19 protein-coding genes and 1 pseudogene are annotated in these 21,127 nt (G+C 61.7%); 10 read left to right on the top strand and 10 right to left on the bottom strand.

From position 1 onward, the window contains the following. Nucleotides 1-168: 168 nt before the first annotated feature. Complete coding sequence (locus tag AAEQ75_RS20345; protein ID WP_058147395.1) at nucleotides 169-1,599, bottom strand: IS1182 family transposase; 1,431 nt, start codon at nucleotides 1,597-1,599, stop codon at nucleotides 169-171. 409 nt (nucleotides 1,600-2,008) lie between these two features. On the opposite strand from AAEQ75_RS20345, the gene AAEQ75_RS20340 reads away from it, so the two are divergent. From AAEQ75_RS20340 to AAEQ75_RS20315, 6 genes and pseudogenes are all read left to right on the top strand, one after another. Further along, nucleotides 2,009-2,899, top strand: coding sequence for a TauD/TfdA dioxygenase family protein (locus AAEQ75_RS20340; protein WP_343350274.1), 891 nt, complete (start codon nucleotides 2,009-2,011; stop codon nucleotides 2,897-2,899). A 53-nt stretch (nucleotides 2,900-2,952) separates the two neighbouring features. After that, the gene (locus AAEQ75_RS20335; RefSeq protein WP_280065187.1) at nucleotides 2,953-3,996 is read left to right on the top strand and encodes an ABC transporter substrate-binding protein; all 1,044 of its coding nucleotides are present in this window, start codon (nucleotides 2,953-2,955) and stop codon (nucleotides 3,994-3,996) included. A gap of 5 nt (nucleotides 3,997-4,001) precedes the next feature. Continuing rightward, nucleotides 4,002-4,878 (top strand): annotated as a pseudogene (locus AAEQ75_RS20330) (ABC transporter ATP-binding protein). 12 nt (nucleotides 4,879-4,890) lie between these two features. Beyond that, the gene (locus AAEQ75_RS20325; protein WP_343350272.1) at nucleotides 4,891-5,757 is read left to right on the top strand and encodes an ABC transporter permease; all 867 of its coding nucleotides are present in this window, start codon (nucleotides 4,891-4,893) and stop codon (nucleotides 5,755-5,757) included. 97 nt (nucleotides 5,758-5,854) lie between these two features. Next, entirely contained in the window at nucleotides 5,855-6,871 is a 1,017-nt protein-coding gene (locus AAEQ75_RS20320) for an ABC transporter substrate-binding protein (RefSeq protein WP_343350271.1), read from the top strand. 112 nt (nucleotides 6,872-6,983) lie between these two features. After that, nucleotides 6,984-8,405, top strand: coding sequence for an IS1182 family transposase (locus AAEQ75_RS20315; protein ID WP_343352446.1), 1,422 nt, complete (start codon nucleotides 6,984-6,986; stop codon nucleotides 8,403-8,405). 73 nt (nucleotides 8,406-8,478) lie between these two features. On the opposite strand, the gene AAEQ75_RS20310 is transcribed toward AAEQ75_RS20315, so the two are convergent. Then, entirely contained in the window at nucleotides 8,479-8,991 is a 513-nt protein-coding gene (locus AAEQ75_RS20310; protein ID WP_343350270.1) for a hypothetical protein, read from the bottom strand. Nucleotides 8,992-9,184: 193 nt separating this feature from the next. Then, entirely contained in the window at nucleotides 9,185-9,940 is a 756-nt protein-coding gene (locus tag AAEQ75_RS20305) for a hypothetical protein (protein WP_343350269.1), read from the bottom strand. Between the two features lie 182 nt (nucleotides 9,941-10,122). On the opposite strand from AAEQ75_RS20305, the gene pdxY reads away from it, so the two are divergent. Next, complete coding sequence (pdxY, locus tag AAEQ75_RS20300) at nucleotides 10,123-11,001, top strand: pyridoxal kinase PdxY (protein WP_343350268.1); 879 nt, start codon at nucleotides 10,123-10,125, stop codon at nucleotides 10,999-11,001. A 385-nt stretch (nucleotides 11,002-11,386) separates the two neighbouring features. Continuing rightward, a complete protein-coding gene (gene nfsB / locus AAEQ75_RS20295) occupies nucleotides 11,387-12,037 on the top strand; it encodes an oxygen-insensitive NAD(P)H nitroreductase (RefSeq protein ID WP_343350266.1) in 651 nt (216 codons plus the stop codon). A 42-nt stretch (nucleotides 12,038-12,079) separates the two neighbouring features. Here the strand turns inward: nfsB and AAEQ75_RS20290 are convergent, their stop codons facing one another. After that, nucleotides 12,080-12,475, bottom strand: a complete 396-nt coding sequence (locus AAEQ75_RS20290) for a RidA family protein (protein ID WP_343350265.1) — start codon at nucleotides 12,473-12,475, stop codon at nucleotides 12,080-12,082. A gap of 139 nt (nucleotides 12,476-12,614) precedes the next feature. On the opposite strand from AAEQ75_RS20290, the gene AAEQ75_RS20285 reads away from it, so the two are divergent. Continuing rightward, nucleotides 12,615-13,544 (top strand): LysR family transcriptional regulator, encoded by a 930-nt coding sequence (locus tag AAEQ75_RS20285; RefSeq protein ID WP_343350264.1) that lies wholly within the window; start codon nucleotides 12,615-12,617, stop codon nucleotides 13,542-13,544. A gap of 77 nt (nucleotides 13,545-13,621) precedes the next feature. On the opposite strand, the gene AAEQ75_RS20280 is transcribed toward AAEQ75_RS20285, so the two are convergent. After that, on the bottom strand, nucleotides 13,622-13,900 hold the full coding sequence (locus AAEQ75_RS20280) for a peptidylprolyl isomerase (RefSeq protein ID WP_013715799.1): 279 nt from the start codon (nucleotides 13,898-13,900) through the stop codon (nucleotides 13,622-13,624). 148 nt (nucleotides 13,901-14,048) lie between these two features. On the opposite strand from AAEQ75_RS20280, the gene AAEQ75_RS20275 reads away from it, so the two are divergent. Beyond that, a complete protein-coding gene (locus tag AAEQ75_RS20275) occupies nucleotides 14,049-15,269 on the top strand; it encodes a PilT/PilU family type 4a pilus ATPase (RefSeq protein WP_179576719.1) in 1,221 nt (406 codons plus the stop codon). Nucleotides 15,270-15,310: 41 nt separating this feature from the next. Here AAEQ75_RS20275 and AAEQ75_RS20270 read toward each other — a convergent pair whose 3' ends face one another. The 5 genes from AAEQ75_RS20270 to AAEQ75_RS20250 form a co-directional block, all read right to left on the bottom strand. Further along, complete coding sequence (locus AAEQ75_RS20270) at nucleotides 15,311-15,973, bottom strand: substrate-binding periplasmic protein (protein WP_430523469.1); 663 nt, start codon at nucleotides 15,971-15,973, stop codon at nucleotides 15,311-15,313. Nucleotides 15,974-16,128: 155 nt separating this feature from the next. Beyond that, a complete protein-coding gene (locus AAEQ75_RS20265; RefSeq protein ID WP_343350261.1) occupies nucleotides 16,129-17,082 on the bottom strand; it encodes a sensor domain-containing diguanylate cyclase in 954 nt (317 codons plus the stop codon). Continuing rightward, a complete protein-coding gene (locus tag AAEQ75_RS20260; protein ID WP_343350260.1) occupies nucleotides 17,069-17,896 on the bottom strand; it encodes an alpha/beta fold hydrolase in 828 nt (275 codons plus the stop codon). Before AAEQ75_RS20260 ends, AAEQ75_RS20265 begins: the two co-directional genes overlap by 14 nt. A gap of 304 nt (nucleotides 17,897-18,200) precedes the next feature. Continuing rightward, nucleotides 18,201-19,100, bottom strand: a complete 900-nt coding sequence (locus AAEQ75_RS20255; protein ID WP_343350259.1) for a hydroxymethylglutaryl-CoA lyase — start codon at nucleotides 19,098-19,100, stop codon at nucleotides 18,201-18,203. Nucleotides 19,101-19,198: 98 nt separating this feature from the next. Then, nucleotides 19,199-21,127 (bottom strand): acetyl/propionyl/methylcrotonyl-CoA carboxylase subunit alpha, encoded by a 1,929-nt coding sequence (locus AAEQ75_RS20250; RefSeq protein WP_343350258.1) that lies wholly within the window; start codon nucleotides 21,125-21,127, stop codon nucleotides 19,199-19,201.

The raw sequence follows: 21,127 nt of genomic DNA, 5'->3' as shown, positions 1-21,127 counted from the left end.
AGAGCGTGTAAAAACGCAGCAAGTGATTGCAATCAACTGTCGGGGGATTTTCTCAGTGTCCAGAAGGCCGTCTGAGGCCCAATCAAGCGCAATCGATGATTCTGGTTGTTGTGGCACTTTCGACTTCGGCGCGCTTGCTGGAGGGCAGCAAGAGTCGTAAAACAAGCCTCAGGCCTTCATCGCCGCCATCAAGGCATCGCTACCCATCAAGCTCAACACACGTTTGAGATTGTAGGCGAGCACATGCAGGCTCATCTCGGTGCTCACCCGGTCGAGCGTTCTGGTGAGGAAATGGGTGGCACCCATCCAGGATTTCAGCGTGCCAAACGGGTGCTCGACCGTTTGGCGACGGATCCGCATCATTTCGGGCGCTTGATCCAGGCGACTCTGCATCGCCTCGAGCACGGCCTCATGCTCCCAGCGGCTCACCCGGCGCTGTGGGCTCGGCGTACAGTGCTCTTTCAACGCACAACCCTGGCAGTGCGAACTCCAGTAGCGGTGCAGCTTCAGTCCTTTCTCGACGCTTGAATACCGCCAGATTAGGTTTTCCCCAGCCGGGCATCGGTACTCGTTCTTGGCTGCGTCATAGATGAAATCACCTTTGCCGAAGCGGCCAGCCGCTGTCGCTCCCGAGGTCAGCGTCTTGGGCACGAAAACGGTGATTCCAGCTTCATGGCACGCCAGGATTTCTTCGCCTTTGAAATAACCTCTGTCTGCGACCGCCGAGAGCCTCTCGACGCCCATGGCCTCTCGTGCCTGCTTGGCCATGAAACTCAGTTGGTCTCGATCAACTCCGTCGTTCGTGACCTCGTGCGTCACGATTAGGTGGTGCTTCGCATCGACCGCCGCCTGCACGTTGTAGCCGACCATTCCGCTGCCCCGAGTCTTCATTGAGCGGGCATCGGGATCGGTCAGGGATATCTGTTTATCCGGTGTTTCGTTGAGCTGAACCTCGATTTCTTTGAGCTCTTGCAGCTTAGTTTTCAAGGTCGCGATTTTGTCGTGGAGGCGTTCGGCTTTGATCTGCGCCACGGTAGGTTCCTGACGATCTGCGGTATCGAGTGCAGTCAGGTAGCGGTTGATGCTGGACTCGATCTCCTCCATTCGCCGCTTAAGCTTGGCGCTGGTGAAGTTGCGGTCGCGATTGTTGACCGCCTTGAACTTGCTGCCGTCGATGGCCACCAGCGCTTCCGAAAACAGGCCAAGCTGCTGACACAGCACCACGAACTGCCGGCAGACGCCGCGGATTGCCTTGCCGTTGTCCTTTCGGAAGTTGGCGATGGTCTTGAAGTCCGGCATCAAACGCCCTGTCAGCCACATCAACTCGACGTTGCGCTGAGCCTCGCGCTCGAGACGGCGACTGGACTGAATACGATTGAGATAGCCGTAGATGTAGATCTTCAGTAGGTCGGCAGGATGGTAGGCGGGGCGACCTGTTTCAGCCGGGACGACACCATCGAAGCCCAGCTGGCCAAGGTCGAGTTCATCGACGAAAACATCGACCACCCGTACCGGGTTGGTATCCGCCACATAGTCATCCAGGCTCTCGGGAAGCAGTGCGCTTTGGCCTCGATGCTCTCCCTGGATAAAACGCTTCATTGGCATCCTCCAGCTGATTTGAATCCATCAAATCACAGCAAGGTCGATGCCAACGTTTTTACACAGCCTGGGCCGATAGCGGCCCCCTCTTAGCGACGGCTACCTGCTACTCAAGACCGGGTATTCGCGACTGATTCTCCGGTCTAGACCCGACCCGCTTTGCCTAACGCAAGCTACTGCCTGACATGCGAAGCATCTGATAGCGACGACGAGTGTGGCATCTGATGGCGCGCCTCGCTGGCGGGTCATATGAATATGCTTATTCGGTATTTAAAATAATTTTCTTATACCTATAAAGTTCTGCTCCATGCGTACCTGCCGACCAATCGGCGCGCCGCACTGAACACATGGCCGAACCCTCGGCCGGTCAAAGTGATGCGCCGATTGGCGCCTTTGCATGGAGTTTTCTATGTCGGCAGTAGCCCATACCACCACCGCGGCGTCGGCACAGTCATTCGAAGTCCGCCCCTTCGATGCGCCCGTTGGCGCCGAGATCATCGGTCTGGATCTGACCCGACCGCTCAGCGATGCAGACTTCGCTCGTGTCCATCGCGCTCACCTCGATCACACCTTGCTGGTGCTCCGTGACCAGCGCATCACGCCCGAGCAGCAGATCGCCTTCAGCCGCCGTTTCGGCCCGCTGCAGGTCCACGTGCTCAAGCAGTTTCTGCTGGCTGATCACCCGGAGATTTTCATCATCTCCAACATCATCGAGAACGGTCAGCCGATCGGTCTGGGCGATGCCGGCAAGTTCTGGCATTCGGATCTGTCCTACAAGGAATTCCCCAGCCTGGGCTCCATGCTGTTGGCTCAGGAGCTGCCGGAGGAGGGCGGCGATACGCTGTTCGCCAGCCAGCAACTGGCTTATGAAACCCTGCCAGCCGAATTGCGCCAGGCCATCGAAGGTAAGCGCGCTGCGCATTCCTACACGGCCCGCTATGCTGATGAAGTATTCGCCGGCATCCGTCGCCCGACCCTGACCGAGGCGCAACTGGCCGAGGTCAAGTCGGTGGTTCACCCGGTGGTGCGCACTCACCCGGAAACCGGGCGCAAGGGCCTGTTCGTCAACGAGAACTTCACCACCCATATCCTCGACGTTCCCGAGGACGAGAGCCGGCAGATCCTCGCTGAGCTCTACGCGCACAGCGCCAAACCCGAGTTCATCTATCGCCACCAGTGGCAGCCACACGACATGGTGTTCTGGGACAACCGCGCGCTGGTCCACCTGGCCACGGGCTGCCCCAGCCACCTGCGCCGGCGCATGCACCGCACGACGATCCAGGGCGACGTGCCGTTCTGATTGACCGCAACACCCTAATTTCCTTTTCGCTTGCATCCGAATGGAGTCACGCCATGTCTCTAGGCAAACGCTTTCCTTTCATTCCACGTTTTGGCCGGCTGGCCGGTGGTATCGGTCTGTCACTGAGCCTGCTGGCAGGCTCGCTGGCGGCGCCTCAGGCCGCGCAGGCCGAGGGGCAGATCCGCATCGCCGAGCAGTTCGGCATCGTCTATCTGTTGCTCAACGTGGTGCGTGACCAGCAGTTGATCGAGAAGCACGGCAAGGCCGATGGCCTGGACATCAAGGTCGACTGGCAACAACTCTCTGGCGGCGCGGCGATCAACGATGCGCTGCTGTCCGGCGCCATCGACATTGCCGGGGCCGGCATTGGCCCGTTGCTCACCGTCTGGGATCGCACCCATGGCAAGCAGAACGTCAAGGGCGTGGCTTCGCTGGGCAACTTCCCGTACTACCTGCTGAGCAACAATCCCAAGGTCAAGACCATCGCCGATTTCACCGAGAAGGATCGCATCTCCGTTCCGGCGGTGGGCGTCTCGGTGCAGTCGCGCTTCCTCCAGTACGCCGCCGCCAAACAGTGGGGCGACAAGGAGTTCGACCGCCTCGACAAGTACACCGTGGCCCTGCCGCACCCGGATGCCACTGCTTCGCTGCTGTCCGGCGGCACCGAGCTGACCGGGCACTTCTCCAATCCGCCGTTCCAGAACCAGGCGCTGGAGAACCCCAATGTGCATGTGGTGCTCGACACCTACAAGCTGCTCGGTCCGAACTCGCCGACCGTGCTCTATGCCACCGAGAAATTCCGCAACGACACCCCCAAGACCTACAAGGCCTTCGTCGCTGCACTGGCCGAGGCTGCCGACTTTGCCCAGAACGACAAGGGCGCGGCCGCCGACACCTATATCCGTGTGACCGGCGCCAAGATCAGCCGTGAGGATCTACTGAAGATCATCGATAACGAGCAATTCCAGTTCAGCGTGACACCGACCAACACCTACCCGCTGGCCGAGTTCCTTCAGCGCGTCGGCGCGATCAAGAACAAGCCCGCCTCCTGGCAGGACTACTTCTTCGAAGACGCAGCCATCGGCCAAGGAAGCTGAAGCCCATGAATGCCCCCTTGCAAGGCCACACGGCCAGCAACCCACAGTCAACCGCCGCGGCCTTCGACACCGTTTTGCAGGTAGACAAGGTCAGCCTCGAATACCGCACTCCGCAGCGCGTGGTGCGCGCCACCCACGAAGTCAGCTTCGAGGTGGATCGCGCCGATCGTTTCGTGCTGCTTGGCCCTTCGGGCTGCGGTAAGTCCACGCTGCTCAAGGCCGTCGCCGGTTTCATCGAGCCGATTGGCGGTAGCATCCGCCTTGATGGCGCCGAGGTGCGCGAGCCTGGCCCTGACCGCATCGTGGTGTTTCAGGAGTTCGACCAGTTGCCAGCGTGGAAGACGGTGAAGCAGAACGTCATGTTTCCGCTGTTGGCGTCGCGCACCCTGGGCCGTCGCGAGGCCGAAGAACGGGCGCTGCACTATCTGGAGAAGGTCGGCCTGGCTGCCTTCGCCGATGCCTACCCGCACACCCTGTCCGGCGGCATGAAGGCGCGCGTGGCGATTGCCCGTGCGCTGGCCATGCAGCCGAAGATCCTGCTGATGGACGAGCCCTTCGCTGCGCTCGACGCCCTGACCCGCCGCAAGATGCAGGAGGAGTTGCTGCAACTGTGGGAGGAGGTGCGCTTCACCTTGCTGTTCGTCACCCATTCGATCGAGGAGGCGCTGATCGTCGGCAACCGCATTCTGCTGCTGTCGCCACATCCGGGGCGGGTGCGTGCGGAGGTGGGCAGCCACCAGTTCGACCTGCACAGCCTGGGTGGTACAGCGTTCCAGCAGACAGCGCAACGCATCCATCACCTGTTGTTCGAGGAGGGCAGCGAGGAGGGCGCACGGCGCCGCTGCCGAGCTGGGCTTCCATGACATCCGCATTGCCTACTGAGGAGCGTGCACCATGAGTCTTTCCCCCGTACGCCGAGACGATTACGAAATTGCTCTGCAGCCTCTGCCGGATCTCAAGCTGGAACGTGAACTGCCGTTGCTGCAGCGTCTGTGGCAACAGGGCTGGCTGCGCAAGACGCTGATCCTGCTGGTGTTGGCGCTGATCTGGGAGCCGGCGGCACGTTATCAAGGCAACGACCTGCTGTTGCCCAGCTTCGTGCAGACGGCCAAGGCCTTCTTCGAAGGCATCGGCAGTGGCGAGTTGCTGGAGAAGGTAGCGATCTCGCTGTCGGTGCTGGTCAAGGGTTACCTGCTCGGTATCGGCCTGGCCTTCCTGCTCACCACCCTGGCGGTGTCCACCCAACTGGGGCGCGACCTGCTGTCGACGCTGACCTCAATGTTCAACCCGCTGCCGGCCATCGCGCTGCTGCCGCTGTCGCTGCTGTGGTTCGGCCTGGGCGAGAACAGCCTGATTTTCGTGCTGGTGCATTCGGTGCTCTGGGCGCTGGCGCTGAATACCTACGCCGGTTTTCTCGGCGTCTCTGAGACCCAGCGCATGGCCGGGCGCAACTATGGCCTGAGAGGCCTGCGCTTCGTACTGTTCATCCTGATTCCGGCGGCGCTGCCGTCGATCCTCTCGGGCCTGAAGATCGGCTGGGCCTTCGCCTGGCGCACCTTGATCGCCGCCGAGCTGGTGTTCGGCGCCTCCAGCGGCAAGGGCGGTCTGGGTTGGTACATCTTCCAGAACCGCAACGAGCTGTACACCGACAAGGTCTTCGCCGGCCTGGCGGCGGTGATTCTGATCGGCCTGCTGGTGGAGAACCTGGTGTTCGCCACGGTCGAGCGGGTGACGGTCAAGCGCTGGGGGATGCAGCGTTGAGCCCACCAGCGGCGTACCCAGTTGGTGGGCTGAAGCGGATCGCCGCCCGGCCCACCCTACAAGACCAACTCACTGATCACATAACGAGAACTACACCATGACCAACACCGTCAAATTCGGCCGTCTGGCCGCCGCCTTGGGCCTGCTCGGTGCATTGGCAACTCCGCTGGCTGCGCAGGCCGAAGGCACGATCAGCATCGCTCAGCAGTTCGGCATCGGTTACCTGGTGTTGCACGTGGTCAAAGACCAGCAACTGATCGAGAAGCATGCCAAGGCCCAGGGCCTGGACAAGATCGAAGTCGAATGGCGCACCATTTCCGGCGCCACCGCGATGAACGAGGCGCTGCTGGCCGGCGCCATCGACGTGGTCTCGGCGGGTGTGCCGCCGATGCTCACAGTATGGGATCGCAGCCATGGGCGGCAGAACGTAAAAGCGGTGGCGGCGCTGGGCTCATTACCGGGCTATGTGTTGAGCAACCGTGAAGACGTCAAGTCGCTGGACGATCTGTCCGAGAAGGATCGTCTTGCCGTGCCGGCAGCCGGTGTCGGTTTCCAGTCGCGCACCCTGCAGCTCGAGGCCGCCAAGCGCTATGGCAAGGATGACTTCCAGCGCTTCGACAATATCTCCGTCAGCCTGCCGCATCCGGACGCCAGTGCGGCGCTGATCAAGGGCGGCTCGGAAATCACCGCGCATTTCTCCAGCCCGCCGTTCCAGTACCAGGCGCTGGAGAACCCCAAGGTGCACAAGCTGATCAGCAGCTACGACATCCTCGGCGGCCAGGCCACGTTCAACGTGCTTTACGCCACCGAGAAATTCCACGACGAGAACCCCAAGACCTACAAGGCCTTCTATGACGCGCTGGTGGAAGCCGAGCAGATCATCAAGGCAGACAAGGCCGCAGCCGCCGAGACGTACATTCGCGTGGAGAACTCCAAGCTGCCGCTGGACTTCGTGAAGAAGATCATCGAGGACCTGGAAAACGACTTCACCATCTCGCCGCAGCGCACGTTCATCTATGCCGAGAAGCTGCATGAGCTGGGTGTGCTGAAGAACAAGGCGGCGTCCTGGAAGGATTATTTCTTCGAAGAGGCCTATGCCCATCCGGGTAGCTGATCACCCCAGTCGTGTGCAAACAAGGCTCCCATTTCAGACTGTGTGAAAACCTAGCAGTCGGAGAGCAAGCTGAAGACAATGCCTCCATCATTCGATGGGGGCATTGTCGTTTATGGGCTACATCCAGGGCGAAGGTCGTCAGCAAAGCAGCCTGTTTCCTCCCACATTGGAGGAGCTGGTGCCGGAGGATCACCTGGTACGGGTGATCGAGGCCTATGTCGCCCGCCTGGATTTGCAGGCTCTGGGTTTCAGCAAGGCCGAACCACTCAAGACTGGACGTCCTGGCTATGATCCAGCGGATCTACTCAAGCTTTATCTGTACGGTTACTTCCAGCGCATCCGCTCCTCCCGGCGCCTGGAAGCCGAGTGCCAACGCAATGTCGAGGTGATGTGGCTGCTGGGCCGATTGGCACCGGATTTCAAGACCATTGCTGATTTTCGCAAGGACAACAGCGCTGCTTTTCAGGCGACCTGCCGCACCTTCGTCCAGTTCTGTCGCCAGGTGGGACTGATCAGCGGGCAACTCGTGGCCATCGATGGCAGCAAGTTTCAGGCGGTAGCGTCGCAACGCAAGCATCTGAGCCTGACGAAGCTCAAGCGTCAACAAGGCAAGCTGGAGGCGCAGATCGCCCGTTATCTGGCCGAACTGGACGAGGCTGACCGCAGTGAGGCCGCTGAAGTGGTTGATCGCAGTGCGGTCAAGGCTGCGCTGCAGCAGCTGGAGAGCCGACATGCCGATAACCTGACAGCCCAGGCGTTGATGGAGGTACAGGGGCTGGAGCAGTTCGTAGTGGGTGAGAGCGAGGCCCGCATGATGCGTACCCACCAGGGGGCTCGCGTGGCTTATAACGTGCAAAGCGCGGTGGATGGCGAGCATGGGCTGATCGTGCATCATGCTGTCACTCAGGACGGCAGCGATAACCAACAACTGGAACCTATGGCCAAGGCTGCCCAGGCGATCCTGGCGCAGGAAGAGCTGACGGTTACAGCCGATGCGGGCTACTCCAATGGTGAGCAGTTTCAAGCGTGTGATGATGCTGGGATTACGGCCTATGTGCCGGAGAATCGGGGCATAAATAACAAGGGCGACGACACGCCGCTATTCGATCGCAGCGCCTTCAGCTACGACGTAGAAAACGACCAGTACCAATGCCCTGCAGGCCAATGGTTACCGCTCAAGCAGGTAAACGGCCTACAGCGCATTTATGCTCTACGCGGCGACTGCACGGCTTGTCCATTGAAATCACGCTGCACCAAGGCCAAGCGCCGACACGTGACTCGGCATGTCCATGAGGCCGCATTCGAGCGCATGCATCAGCGGATGCAGGTGCATCCAGAGATGATGGTCAGGCGCCGCTCCATCGTCGAACATCCCTTCGGCAACCTGAAGCAATGGATTTTGGGTAATGGTCGCTTCCTGCTCCGACAACTGCAGGGCGCTCGGACGGAAATGGCCCTGGCGGTCAACGCCTACAACCTGAAGCGTGCCATCAATGTGATGGGTGCCCGTCGGTTGATCGAGCTGTTGGGGTAAATCCCGCTTTCCATTTCCAAGCATCAAAAACACCAACGCCCCGAACCAGTCGGGGCGTTGGATTTTTCTGGCGTCAGTGCGTTTTCACACGCTCTGATTTGGGAGGCTTGTCGTTTGCTGGCGCCCTACAGACGCGGCCGCAGCTTGAGTTCAGGCGTGGGTTTGGGGCGTCGATCGCCGGGTGACTGTCCGGGTGCTGTTCGATCATCTGGGCGATCTCCCGCAGTTTGCCTAACATGGCCTGCGCCAGGCCGGCCTGGGTGCGATACAGGCCGGTATCCGGGTCTTGCTCCAGGTCATGCAGGCCTTTGAAAGGGTAGCTGTAGCGCCTGGCATCGGCGCTGAAGAAGCGCTGGTAGTCCTGCTCGGTGCCGTGCAGTTCGCGGCAGGCTCTTTCCAAGCTCTGTAGTTGTTCAGCGACGCTGGCCAGTTGCAGGCGCAGGCGGATGATCTGGTGGTTCTCCCAGTTCATCGGCGATGCCTGGGCGCCGGGCTGCCAGTGCTGCGGGTCGCCGAAGCGCAGGACGAACTGCTGGCCGGCTTCACGTCCGTAACGGGTCAGCCGTTCGATGCGCTCGGTGGGCATGGTCAGGTTGAGGCCGCCTTCTTAGCGGGTCAGCTGGATCAGGCCGATACGGTCGCGAAAGCCGGGCATCAGCGACAGGGTTTCGTGGTTCCAGTCCTTGGCAACGTTGCTGAGCAGGGCGAGGAAGCCGCGCAGGGCAGGCAGGTGGTCATCACCTGCAGGTCGATGCCATGGCGGCGCAGATCGCCGAAGGTCAGGGGCGCTCGCATTTGATAGCGTCGACCTGGCCGGCGCAGTAGTCGTGTTGGCCGCTGAGCTGGTCGAAGTACTGGGCCAGCCAGGTGGTCAGGGCTTCATCCGGGGCGTCGTCATCGGCCGTTGGCATGCTGCTGCACAGGCCGAAACCGCTCGCCGGGAATTCGCGCAATGCCACCATAGCCATGCGTCCGAGCACGGCCGCGACGCCACCCAGTGCGGCAAACAGCAGCACCCAGAGCCAGACCAGGGCGCTGGCGCTATTGATGGCGCTCCACCACAGCGGCCCGCCTGCCAGCATCGCGCCGACCAGGGCGGCGAGCTTGTGGCGCAGGAGCATGACTTTCAATGGCGCGAACAACCGCGCCCAGGGGCCTTTTCCCTTGGCCTCCAGAATGGCGATGAAGGTATCGAACAGGGGGCGTACTGCCGGGGCCGGCTTGAACAGCGCCAGCAGCTTGGTGCCATGGCCATTGGCGGCGGGCACGCAGAGGTGTTGGGGCAGTCGTTCGATTGTCGCGAAGCCGGCTGGGTCGCTGCTCAACTCACCTTGCTGATAGCGCTGGCGGCCCAGTTCGGCAGCGGCCGCTGCAGCCGCGGCGATGGCACCAGCGCTGGTGCCGCCGATGCTGCGCAGGCGAAACGCCTTGGCGATTTCGGTGATGGCCAGCGGGTAGACGATGCCACTGGTGATGCCGCCTTTCATGATCAGGTCGCATTCCCGGGCAAACGCCGCCTGGCGCGAATCGCTCATCTGCTGCTCCTTGTGCTCATGCCGAACGCTGGCGCGGGCATGATAACGCGGGTCGTACGGCTATATGCCAGTATTGCGAGCAAGTACGGTAGCGGGTTGTGTCGTGGCGGCCCAGGCGTGACAGGGCCGCGTGGCTTGACGAATAATCTCCGTTTCGCCGTACCCAACCACCCGAGACCTTCATGAGCGCTAAGCTACCGTCCCTCGTTCTGTCCATTCAGTCGCACGTTGCCTGGGGCCATGTCGGCAATGCTGCTGCGGTTTTCCCGCTGCAGCGGCTGGGCTTCGAGGTGCTGCCGATCCACACCGTGCAGTTCTCTAATCACACCGGCTACGGCCAGTTTCGTGGCCAAGTGTTCGGCGCCGAGCATGTACGCGAGGTGCTGCTCGGGCTGCGTGAGCGCGGTGTGCTGCCGCGGTTGTCGGCGGTGCTTTCTGGTTATCTCGGTGATGCCGATACCGGGCGGGTGATTCTCGAGGCGGTGGGCGAGATCCGCCAACACAACCCGGCGGTTCGCTACCTGTGCGATCCGGTGATGGGCGACGTCGGGCGCGGCGTGTTCGTCAATCCGGCGATTCCCGATTTTCTTCGCGACCAGGCGATTCCTTTTGCCAACATCATCACGCCTAACCAGTTTGAGTTCGAGCTGCTCACCGGCTCTAAACCGGCCAATCTACAGGAGGCGGTGAAGGTCGCCCGGCAGTTGCGTGGTCGTGGCCCGGATGTGGTGATCGTCACTAGCCTGGCCACGCCGGATATTCCTGACAGCGAGCTGGGTACGCTGGCGGTGAACGGAGAGGGTGCCTGGCTGGTGACCACCCCACGCCTGGCGTTGCATCCATTGCCCAACGGTATGGGCGATGTGTTCTCGGCCACGCTGCTGGGCCGGCTGTTGGCCGGACAGGCGCTGCCGCAGGCACTGGAACTGGCCACGGCAACGCTCTACGCGCTGGTCGAGCAGACCGCCGAAGGCGCGCGCGATCTGCCGCTGGTGACCGCTCAGGAGCAGATCGTGGCGCCGGGTAAGCGCTTTGGAGCCAGCCAGCTTTTCATGGGCTAACAGTCCTCAAATATAGGCGAGGCAGGGATTGAAGTATGGTTGGAACTATTAGCTTCAACGCTTAAGCCCGGCCAGCCAGTCACCGGATAGTAAGGAGCCCGCTTGCTCAAGCGCCTATGCGTAACGTTCGGTGTCCTGACGTTGGGGGCTAGGGCGATGCTTGGGGTGGCCAGTTCACTGGCTTGGCCCAGCACAGAAGGCCTGGCGGTAGCAAAGCGAGGGCGAAGTCAGCAGGGAGCTGCCTTCCGGCAGGTCGAACGCCGGCACCTACCAGCTTTTCATTTCTTATTTGAAACTCATAGCGGCTTTGCCTGCTTTTTTCATGCGCACGCATGCTGCAGACTGGCGTCCATTTTGCGTCATCCATTGAGTCAGGAGTGTGTTCATGAGCCCCGTTTCCTTCGCGCGTCAGCGTTACACCACCAAGGCTTACGATGCGAGCCGCCAGTTGGATCAGGCGATTGTCGACGAGCTGCTGGAGTTGTTGCGTCTGTCGCCGTCTTCGGTCAATTCGCAGCCCTGGCATTTCGTTGTGGCGAGCACTGCCGAAGGCAAGGCGCGCCTGGCCAAGGGCGCTCAGGGCGGCTTCGCCTACAACCAGCCGAAGATCCTCAACGCCTCGCATGTGATCCTGATTTGCGCCCGCCGCGACCTCGACGATGCCTATCTGGCTGATGTGCTGCTGCAGGAAGCTGATGATGGCCGCTTCCGCGATGACGCGGCGCGCACTACTCAGCACAACACCCGCAGCAGCTACGTCGAACTGCACCGCGGCCTGGGCGATATCCCGCACTGGGCGGAGAAACAGGCTTATCTGGCGCTCGGCACCTTGCTCCTGGGCGCTGCTGCCAAAGGTGTGGATGCCACGCCGATGGAGGGCATCGACCGCGAGGCGCTGGATGAGGAGCTGGGGCTGGCCGCTCAGGGGCTGAGCAGTATGGTCGCAGTGGCGCTGGGGTATCACAGCGACAGCGATTTCAATGCCGCGCTGCCGAAGTCGCGTCTGCCAGCCGAGCGCGTCTTTACTCACCTCTGAACCTCATGCCGCGCCCCTCGTCTGCAGGGGCGCAACCTCCGCTCATTTCGGCAGCTTGGCGATCACCTTGATCTCGAAGTCGAAGCCGGACAGCCAGGTGACACCGATAGCGGTCACTGTCGGGTAGGGTGCTTCGCCCCAGTAATCGGCTGCCACTTCCCAGATGGTTTCGAATTCGGCGTGCGGGTTGACCATGAGAATAGTGGTGTCGACCACGTCTTCGAAGCTGCTGCCAGCCTCCGCGAGGATCGCATTGAGGTTGGCGAAGGCCAGGCGCACCTGTTCCTTCAGATCAGGCTCGGGCGAGCCGTCCTTGCGGCTGCCGACCTGGCCGGATAAGAACAGAAAACCGTTGGAACGAATCGCTGGCGAATAGCGATGAAGTTCGTACAGGTCATGGCGGTCGGCCGGGAAAACCACATCACGTTTGCTACTCATGGTTGACTCCATTGGGGCCAGTGCGGCCCGCTGTTATCGATAGCCGCACTTTAGGAGTGACGCCGCGCTGTTTAAACGTGCAACTCTGATCATGACTGTTTGTAAAATCCAAACAATCAATGGCTGAGAGATACGTGTGATGGATCGTTTCGATGCGATGCAGGCCTTCGCCCGGGTGGTGGAAACCGGCAGTTTCACCAAGGCAGCAGCCACCCTACACATGAGCAAGGCCAGCGTGACCCAACTCGTGCAGCAACTGGAGGCGCGGCTGCGCGTACGCCTGCTCAACCGCACCACGCGCAAGGTCAACGTCACCGCTGACGGAGCGGCCTACTACGAGCGTGTGGTGCGTCTGCTGGCCGATGTCGACGACGCCGAAACCAGCTTGTCCAGTGCTTCGATGGTGCCGCGCGGTCGCCTGCGCGTGGACGTGCCCAGCCCCTTCGCGCGCATGCTGCTGATTCCGGCCTTGCCGGCGTTCTATGCGCGTTATCCGGAAATCCAGCTGACTCTGGGTGTGAGCGACCGAATTATCGACATCATCGGCGAGAACGTCGACTGCGTGGTGCGCGGTGGCGAGATCACCGATCAGTCGCTGATCGCGCGGCATGTCGGCGATCTGCAGCTCGGTATCTATGCCACGCCGGGCTACTTGCAACGCGCCGGCACGCCGACACATCCGCGCGAGCTGGAGGCGGCTGGTCATCATACGGTGGGCTTTCTCTGGTCTCGCACTGGCAAGGCTTTGCCCTATGCCATGTGGCGCGACGAGGAGCTAATCGAAGCCCAGGGCCGTCCGCTGTTGATCGTAGACGATGGTAATGCCTACCTGGCCGCGGGGCTGGCAGGTTTGGGGATGCTCTGGCTACCGCACTATATGGCCAAACCACACCTGGCCAGCGGCGAGCTGGTGCGCCTGTTCGAGGACTGGCAGATGAAGCCGATGCCAATGTATCTGGCCTTCCCGCCGAACCGACATGTCAGCGCCAAGCTGCGGGTGTTCATCGATTGGGTGGTGGCGCTGATGGCCGAGCACGCGCCTGTGCCAGGCTACCCGCACAGGCTATAAGGCGCGGCGGTAGTGCTCATGCCGCCTTTGCACAGGGCAACGGCGCACCGTCGGCGCGTCGAGCGCCTGAGCGAACCTCAGTCGCGATAGAACACCTGGATCAGGTGGTAGCCGAACTGGGTCTTCACCGGGCCGTGCACTTCACGCAGCGGCTTCTTGAAGATCACCTGATCGACCGCCCGCACCATCTGCCCGGGACGCACTTCACCAAGATCGCCGCCTTTCTTGCCGGAAGGGCAGGTGGAATGCTTGCGCGCCAGCACATCGAAGGCCTCGCCGGCAGCGATGCGCTTTTTCAGCGCGGCGGCTTCCGCTTCGGTCTTGACCAGGATGTGGCGGGCCATTGCCTTTGCCATTGATGGGTTCCTCAAATCTGTCAGGGCGCTATTGTGCCAGTATTCATTGCGCCAGCAGAATGGCGTCAATTTTATGGGTTGTGTGTTGTCCGCGACGCGGATGAATCATGGCCTATGGTATTTCAATCGCGCTCACGGAAACGCCGCCATGGATCTCCAAGCAATGCTGAAAATCCTGTCCACTCAGGATGGTTCTGATCTCTATCTGTCCACCGGCGCGCCGCCCTGCGCGAAGTTCAATGGCGTGCTCAAGGCGCTGAGCCAGGAGCCGATGAAGGCGGGCGATGTGGCGGCCATTGCCGATTCGATCATGGATAGTGCCCAGCGTGAGGAATTCGAGCGCGAACTGGAGATGAATCTGGCGATATCGCTGGCTGGCGTCGGGCGTTTTCGCATCAACATCTTCAAACAGCGCAACGAGGTGTCCATCGTCGCGCGCAACATCAAGCTGGATATTCCTCGCTTCGAAGACCTGAAACTGCCCGAGGTGCTGCTCAGCACCGTAATGGAAAAGCGCGGCCTGGTGCTGTTCGTTGGCGGCACCGGTTCAGGCAAGTCGACCTCCCTGGCGGCGCTGATCGACTACCGCAACCGCAACAGCGGCGGCCACATCATCACCATCGAAGACCCGGTGGAGTACGTGCACCGGCACAAGAAATCGATCATCAACCAGCGTGAGGTGGGCGTGGACACCCGCAGCTTCCATGCGGCATTGAAGAACACCCTGCGCCAGGCGCCGGACGTGATTCTGATCGGTGAGATCCGCGACCGTGAAACCATGGAGCACGCCCTGGCCTTTGCCGACACCGGCCATCTGGCGATCTCCACGTTGCATGCCAATAACGCCAACCAGGCGCTGGACCGCATCATCAACTTCTTCCCGGAAGACCGCCGCCCGCAGTTGCTCAACGACCTGGGCAACAACCTCAAGGCGTTCGTCTCCCAGCGCCTGGTCAAGACCGTCGATGGCAAGCGCCGCGCGGCGGTGGAGGTGATGCTCGGCACGCCGACGGTGCGCGACCTGATCAAGCGCAACGAGTTTTCCGAACTGAAGGAAATCATGGAGAAGTCCAAGAACCTCGGCATGCAGACTTTCGACCAGGCGCTGATCGATCTGGTGCACGAAGGTGCAATCGACGAGGAAGAGGCGGTGAAGAACGCCGACTCGGCGAACAACGTGCGCCTGAAACTCAAGCTGCATCGCGACAACCCGGCCAACGCACGGCCTGCACATGCAGTAGCTGCTGCCCCTGCGGCGCAGCCCGTTGCAGCGAAAAGTGCTGCAGCCGGTGATTGGGGGCTGGAACTGAAGCTGGAGGATATCGAGCAGGAGCAGTTGCCAGAAGATCCGGGGCGGCAGGGTATTTGACGGATCGCGGAAAGAACAAGGCCTGGCAGGTAGCCAGATCGTCAAGGATCAGGCTGCAGCGGCAGATAGGCCTGACGCAGGCGCTGGCTGATACCTTCCTGTTCGAGTTCGGCGATGGCACTGCGCAAGTCTTCGACCAGTCGCGCATCGCATTCCTTCGAGCAGCTCAGATAGAGGCTGGTACTGGCCAGCGTCGGGCTTCGGCGCAGATTCTGCTGGCGATAATTCGAACCTTCCCAGATATACAGCGCCTCCGGTACACCGGTGAACCAGGCGTCGATACGCCCCAGATTCAGCAGGTGGACGGGGTTCTCGCCCAGCGTGAGTTGCACGATCTGCTCGTCGCGAAAGCCTTCATGCTGGAGGATGGCGATCTGCGCAGTGCCCAGGCCAACGCCGATGCGACGGTAACGCTGACGGGCCTCGGCGAAGCTCGTCACGGGCTCGTCGAGGCTGAAGAAGGCACGCTCCAGTTCCATGACCGGCGTGATCCAGGTGTACAGCTCCTCCCGTTCGGGCGTGCGCGACAGGGGAATGATCAGCATGTTGCGGCCTCTGGCCACGCTGGCCTGGGCGCGTGGCCAGGGTTCGGCAACGATTTCAGTCAGCTTGCCGAGCCTGGCCAGAGCCGCCAGGGTGACATCGCCGACCATGCCATGACCGCCCTCGTATTGGTGCAGCGTCAGGGGTGGTGCGTCCGGCATGTACAGTTTCACCCGCTCGTCAGCCGATGCTGCGGTGGCGAAGAGCGCAGCGGCGAGTATGCGGTAGAGGTTGTGCACGGCTAACGTTCCGCTGTCAGTGTGACCTGAAGTGTAGAGGGCATTGGCGTTGTGCACCTTGACCCGGCGCACGCGGCTTACTCATGGCGGACGCTGCGATTCCTGCCCTGGGCTTTGGCCTCGTACAGTGCCCTGTCGGCGGCTGCCAGCAACTGTGTCAGGTAGCGTTCACAAGGTTGCAGGCAGGCAATGCCAATGCTCACCGTGACCGTTTCATTGGCAACCTGCAGGGTTCTGAGCTGCTCATGCACGCGCTGGGCAATATCGCTGGCTTCATCCAGCTCAGCGTCGGGTAACCAGATCGCAAACTCCTCACCGCCATAGCGCACGACGCTGTCGCCACTGCGTACGCTGTGCAGCAGGCGCTGAGCGAGATCTATCAGCACCCTGTCGCCCTCGGCGTGGCCAAAACGATCATTGATCTGCTTGAAATGATCGATATCGATCAACAGCAGGCTGCCATTGGCCTGCGCCGTGGCGCTGGCGAGCCAATGTTCGACATGCAGGGACAGTGCCCTGCGGTTGCTCAATGCAGTCAGTGGGTCGCTGTGGCTCAGTTGTGCCAACTGTTCGGCCTCGCTTTCCACTTCCACCGTGTAGTTGGCCAGTTGCGCGTAGGCGCTTTGCAGCGCCAGATTGGCCTTGGCCAGTTGGGCAGCACTTTCCTGTGCTTGCTGGCGGGCCTTGAGCAGCTCCGTCTCGAAACGCTGGCGATCCTTGGCGACGAAGAACAACCAGATGACTTCGGCAGAGCCCTCGGCTTCACTGATGCGGGCATTGGTCATCACGGGCATTAGTTGCCCGCTGCCCGACTGCAGTTGCAGATAGAGTTCATTGAACTCGCCATTGCGCAGCAGCAAAGGCCAGGCATGGGTTTGCAGGAATATACGGCTGGCTGGCGGAAAGAACTGATCCATATCGCCGCTCAGGGTAGCGTCTGCCAGGCGCTTGAAATCATTGTTGGCATACTTGATGCGGCCATTGCAGTCGGTCACCAGAACCGGGCAGGGCAGACGGTCAAGATAGAACACGGCTGTTGGCTCCCTGCAAATAGCGATACATGGCGCCACTGACCAGTTCGGGGTGGCTCATGTGCGCGCAATGGCCACTGATGTCCAGCGTTTCCAGAGTGCTGTCTGCAAGTGCGTTTTGCAGATAGTCGGCCACTGATGTGGGAACCAGTGCGTCATGCTGGTGATGCAGGATCAGGCAGGGCGACGGGCACGACTGTAGCGCCGGACGAATATCTGAGAAGAAGGTGGCGTGAGCGAAAGCATGGGCCATTACTGGGTCGGTCGAGCAGAAGCTGTCGGAGAGCAGCCGGGTGACTGCGGGAGTCTCGTCGGCTGATACCAGTGGTGCGAATTGCTGAGCCCAGCCCAGATAGTTATGAGCCATCAGATCCAGCAGCCCCTCCAGGTCACTGCGTTCGAACCCGCCCCGATAGTCGGGTGGATCGTTGAGAAAACAGGGGGAAGGGCCGAGAAGAATCAGCCGGGAGAACAGCGCGGGGCGCCTGATGGCGGCGAGAATACCGATGCTGCAACTGATCGAGTGGCCAACAAAGGTCAGATCACCCGAGAGTTCCAGCGCGTCGCACACTTCCAGAAGGTCGTCCACGTAACCCTCAAGCTGGGCATAGCGGGCAGGGTGAAAGGCGTTGGCATCGGAGCGACCGCTGCCGACATAGTCAAACAGTACCTGGTGCCAGTGCTGGCGGAAGGCTGGTGTGACCTTGCTCCACATCTCCTGATTGCAACCGAAGCCGTGGCCGTAGATGAGCGTCGGGGCATCGGCTGTTTCCGCTTTCAAGCGTCGAACGTTGTTGCGCTGGATGATGTTCATGCCGCCACCTTGCCATTTGCCGAGTCGGCCTTGGCCAGGACTCAGCTGCTGTGAAGACGAAAAAATGGCGTCAGTATAGTGATTTTTTCTGACTGGTGGCTTATGGCTACAGCTCGTATCTCAGCTCTGCCTGGCTGCGATACAACTCTAGCGTTTTTTCGGATTTGCAAGGATATCGGTGTTCTTCACCGTTTGGTCGTGGGCGATCTTCGCCGACCTTTTTGGGCGCGTGGTGTTGACGCATGTCACCCGGCCAGTCCCCTCGCAACGGTGGACGAAAAAAACATCATCCACTTTACGGCGCTTATCGGCTCAGGCGTGCCCGCGCTACCCGCGAACCGTTGGCCTTGCCCAGCACCTCGCAGATGCGTTGGCCGGCAGCGATCAGCTTGTCCATGTCCATACCGGTTTCGATGCCCAGGCCCTGCAGCAGGTAGAGCACGTCTTCGCTGGCGACGTTACCGGTGGCGCCCTTGGCATAGGGGCAGCCGCCCAGGCCGGCAACCGAGCTGTCGAACACGCTGACGCCTTCGAGCAGGCTGGCGTAGATATTGGCCAGGGCCTGGCCATAGGTGTCGTGGAAATGCCCGGCGAGTTTTCCGCGCGGGATGTCGCGGCCGACCACCTCGAGCATCGCGCGCGTCTTGCCGGCGGTGCCGGTGCCGATGGTGTCGCCGAGCGACACTTCATAGCAGCCCATTGCGTACAGTTCGCGGGCGACACTGGCGACCTGCTCCGGCGCGATATCGCCATCGTAGGGGCAGCCCAGCACGCAGGACACGTAGCCGCGCACGCGCACATTGGCAGCCTTGGCAGCTTCCATCAGCGGTACGAAGCGCTGCAGGCTTTCGGCGATGGAGCAGTTGATGTTCTTCTGTGAGAAGGCCTCGCTCGCGGCGGCGAACACGGCCACTTCCTCGACCTTGGCTTCGAGGGCAGCCTCGAAGCCTTTCAGATTGGGCGTCAGGGCGGCGTAGGTAACGCCCGGTTTACGCTGGATGCCGGCGAACACTTCGGCGGAGCCAGCCATTTGCGGAACCCATTTGGGCGAGACGAAGCTGCCCACCTCGATATAGCTCAGGCCGGCGGCAGTGAGGCCGTCGACCAGACGTGCCTTGTCGGCGACGCTGATCGGTTGCTTCTCATTCTGCAGGCCGTCGCGTGGGCCGACTTCCACCAGGCGTACGGATTTGGGCAGGTTCATCGGGTTTCCTCATGTTTGTCGCGATTGGCCGTAGGGTGCGCTGTGCGCACCGCTTGCGGTAGGACTGAGCTAAAACGGCGGGCTGAAGCGGATCGCCCCTACGGCTCCAGCTCCACCAGCACCGCACCTTCGCTGACCATTTCTCCTTCGCGGCAATACAACGCCTTGACCGTGCCGGCCTCGGGCGCGCGGATGCTGTGCTCCATCTTCATCGCTTCCAGCACCACCAGGGCAGTGCCAGCCTCGACCGTCTGACCGGGCTCGACCAGTACGCGGACGATGCTACCGTTCATCGGTGCACTGAGGCCGCCTTGCTGGGCATGGCTGGCTTCGGCAGCGGCAACCGGGTCGAAGCAGGTGATCGGGTGCAGCTCGCCTTGCCATTGCAGGTAGAGGGTTTCGCCTTTACGAATGGCGCGCAGACGCTGGCGCGTGCCGTCGATGTCGGCCAGCAGCTCTTCGCCTTGCAAGCACGCCCGATTGCTCGCGCGCACCTTGCGACTATCGCCCTGACTGCTCAGGTGCAGGTCGATTTCTGCGGCACCGCCGGAGCGCCAACCACTACGGGCTGACCAAGGCGAATGTGGATCGTCGTCGCGCTGCAGAGGTGTCTCGCTTTGCGCCCAGGCATCGGCCGCCAGTTGCCAGAAGGTATCTGGCAACTCGCCGGGTGCAGGCAGCAACTGCTGCTGATGACGTGGGATAAAGCCCGTGTCCAGTTCGCACGCGGCGAACGCCGGGTGGGCGAGGATACGGCGCAGAAACGCCAGGTTGGTCTTCACCCCGCCGACCAGGGTGTCGTCGAACATAGCCAGCAGGCGCAGGCGCGCCTGTTCGCGGTTCTCGCCCCAGGCGATCAGCTTGCCCAGCATGGGGTCGTAGAAGGGCGAAACGCTGTCGCCCTCGGCCACGCCGCTGTCGATACGCCGGCCTTCACCGCTGGCTGCTTCGCGGTACAGCGCCAGGGTGCCGGTGGCCGGGAGGAAATCGTGATCCGGATCTTCGGCGTACAGCCGCACCTCGATGGCGTGGCCGTTCAGCGGCACCTGCTGTTGGGTCAGCGGCAGCGGCTCGCCACGGGCGACGCGAATCTGCCAGGCCACCAGATCGAGCCCGGTGATGGCTTCGGTGACCGGGTGCTCGACCTGCAGGCGTGTATTCATCTCCATGAAGAAAAAGTCGCCACGCTCATCCAGTAGAAATTCCACGGTGCCGGCACCGACATAGCCAATGGCCTGCGCCGCCTTGACCGCCGCTTCGCCCATGGCACGGCGCAGCTCGGGGCTGAGGCCCGGCGCTGGCGCTTCTTCCACCACTTTCTGGTGGCGGCGCTGGATGGAGCAGTCGCGCTCGTTGAGGTACAGGCAGTTGCCGTGCTGGTCAGCGAATACCTGGATCTCCACGTGACGCGGCTTGAGCACGTACTTTTCCACCAGCATGCGCGAGTCGCCGAAGGCCGACTGCGCTTCGCGCTGGGCGGATTCTAGCGTCTCGGCGAGCTGCGCCTCCGATTCGGCCACCTTCATGCCCTTGCCACCGCCGCCAGCGGCAGCCTTGAGCAGCACCGGGTAGCCGATGCGCGCGGCGGCCTCGCGAAAGGTGTCGAGATCCTGCTTGTCACCGTGATAGCCCGGCACCAGCGGCACGCCGGCAGCCTCCATCAGCGACTTGGCCGCCGACTTGCTGCCCATGGCGTCGATGGCCGGGGCGGGCGGGCCGAGAAAGATCAGCCCGGCCTGCTCGATGGCGCGGGCGAAGCCGGCGTTCTCCGAGAGAAAGCCGTAGCCCGGGTGAATAGCTTGCGCGCCGCTGGCCTTGGCGGCCGCGATGATCTTGTCGATCAGCAGGTAGCTTTCACCGGGTTTGGCGCCGCCGAGATTCACCGCCATGTCGGCCTCGCGCACATGCCGTGCATTGGCATCGATGGCGCTGTGCACGGCAACGGTACGAATGCCCATGGCCTTGGCCGTGCGCATCACGCGGCAGGCGATCTCGCCACGGTTGGCGACCAGCAAGGTATCAATCAT

The organism is Pseudomonas sediminis (assembly GCF_039555755.1).
In the GTDB taxonomy this organism is placed as follows: Bacteria; Pseudomonadota; Gammaproteobacteria; order Pseudomonadales; family Pseudomonadaceae; genus Aquipseudomonas; species Aquipseudomonas mendocina_D.
This window is presented reverse-complemented; position numbering and strand designations above follow the sequence as displayed.

Bases quoted from the DNA above. Each gene is read 5' to 3' on its own strand.
- AAEQ75_RS20255 (WP_343350259.1), bottom strand. From the start codon at position 19,100: ATGAACCTGCCCAAATCCGTACGCCTGGTGGAAGTCGGCCCACGCGAC.
- pdxY (WP_343350268.1), top strand. From the start codon at position 10,123: ATGAGCGCTAAGCTACCGTCCCTCGTTCTGTCCATTCAGTCGCACGTT.
- nfsB (WP_343350266.1), top strand. From the start codon at position 11,387: ATGAGCCCCGTTTCCTTCGCGCGTCAGCGTTACACCACCAAGGCTTAC.
- AAEQ75_RS20320 (WP_343350271.1), top strand. From the start codon at position 5,855: ATGACCAACACCGTCAAATTCGGCCGTCTGGCCGCCGCCTTGGGCCTG.
- AAEQ75_RS20275 (WP_179576719.1), top strand. From the start codon at position 14,049: ATGGATCTCCAAGCAATGCTGAAAATCCTGTCCACTCAGGATGGTTCT.
- AAEQ75_RS20340 (WP_343350274.1), top strand. From the start codon at position 2,009: ATGTCGGCAGTAGCCCATACCACCACCGCGGCGTCGGCACAGTCATTC.
- AAEQ75_RS20280 (WP_013715799.1), bottom strand. From the start codon at position 13,900: ATGGCAAAGGCAATGGCCCGCCACATCCTGGTCAAGACCGAAGCGGAA.
- AAEQ75_RS20260 (WP_343350260.1), bottom strand. From the start codon at position 17,896: ATGAACATCATCCAGCGCAACAACGTTCGACGCTTGAAAGCGGAAACA.
- AAEQ75_RS20310 (WP_343350270.1), bottom strand. From the start codon at position 8,991: ATGCCCACCGAGCGCATCGAACGGCTGACCCGTTACGGACGTGAAGCC.
- AAEQ75_RS20325 (WP_343350272.1), top strand. From the start codon at position 4,891: ATGAGTCTTTCCCCCGTACGCCGAGACGATTACGAAATTGCTCTGCAG.
- AAEQ75_RS20290 (WP_343350265.1), bottom strand. From the start codon at position 12,475: ATGAGTAGCAAACGTGATGTGGTTTTCCCGGCCGACCGCCATGACCTG.
- AAEQ75_RS20250 (WP_343350258.1), bottom strand. From the start codon at position 21,127: ATGATTGATACCTTGCTGGTCGCCAACCGTGGCGAGATCGCCTGCCGC.
- AAEQ75_RS20305 (WP_343350269.1), bottom strand. From the start codon at position 9,940: ATGAGCGATTCGCGCCAGGCGGCGTTTGCCCGGGAATGCGACCTGATC.
- AAEQ75_RS20270 (WP_430523469.1), bottom strand. From the start codon at position 15,973: ATGCCGGACGCACCACCCCTGACGCTGCACCAATACGAGGGCGGTCAT.
- AAEQ75_RS20335 (WP_280065187.1), top strand. From the start codon at position 2,953: ATGTCTCTAGGCAAACGCTTTCCTTTCATTCCACGTTTTGGCCGGCTG.
- AAEQ75_RS20345 (WP_058147395.1), bottom strand. From the start codon at position 1,599: ATGAAGCGTTTTATCCAGGGAGAGCATCGAGGCCAAAGCGCACTGCTT.
- AAEQ75_RS20285 (WP_343350264.1), top strand. From the start codon at position 12,615: ATGGATCGTTTCGATGCGATGCAGGCCTTCGCCCGGGTGGTGGAAACC.
- AAEQ75_RS20315 (WP_343352446.1), top strand. From the start codon at position 6,984: ATGGGCTACATCCAGGGCGAAGGTCGTCAGCAAAGCAGCCTGTTTCCT.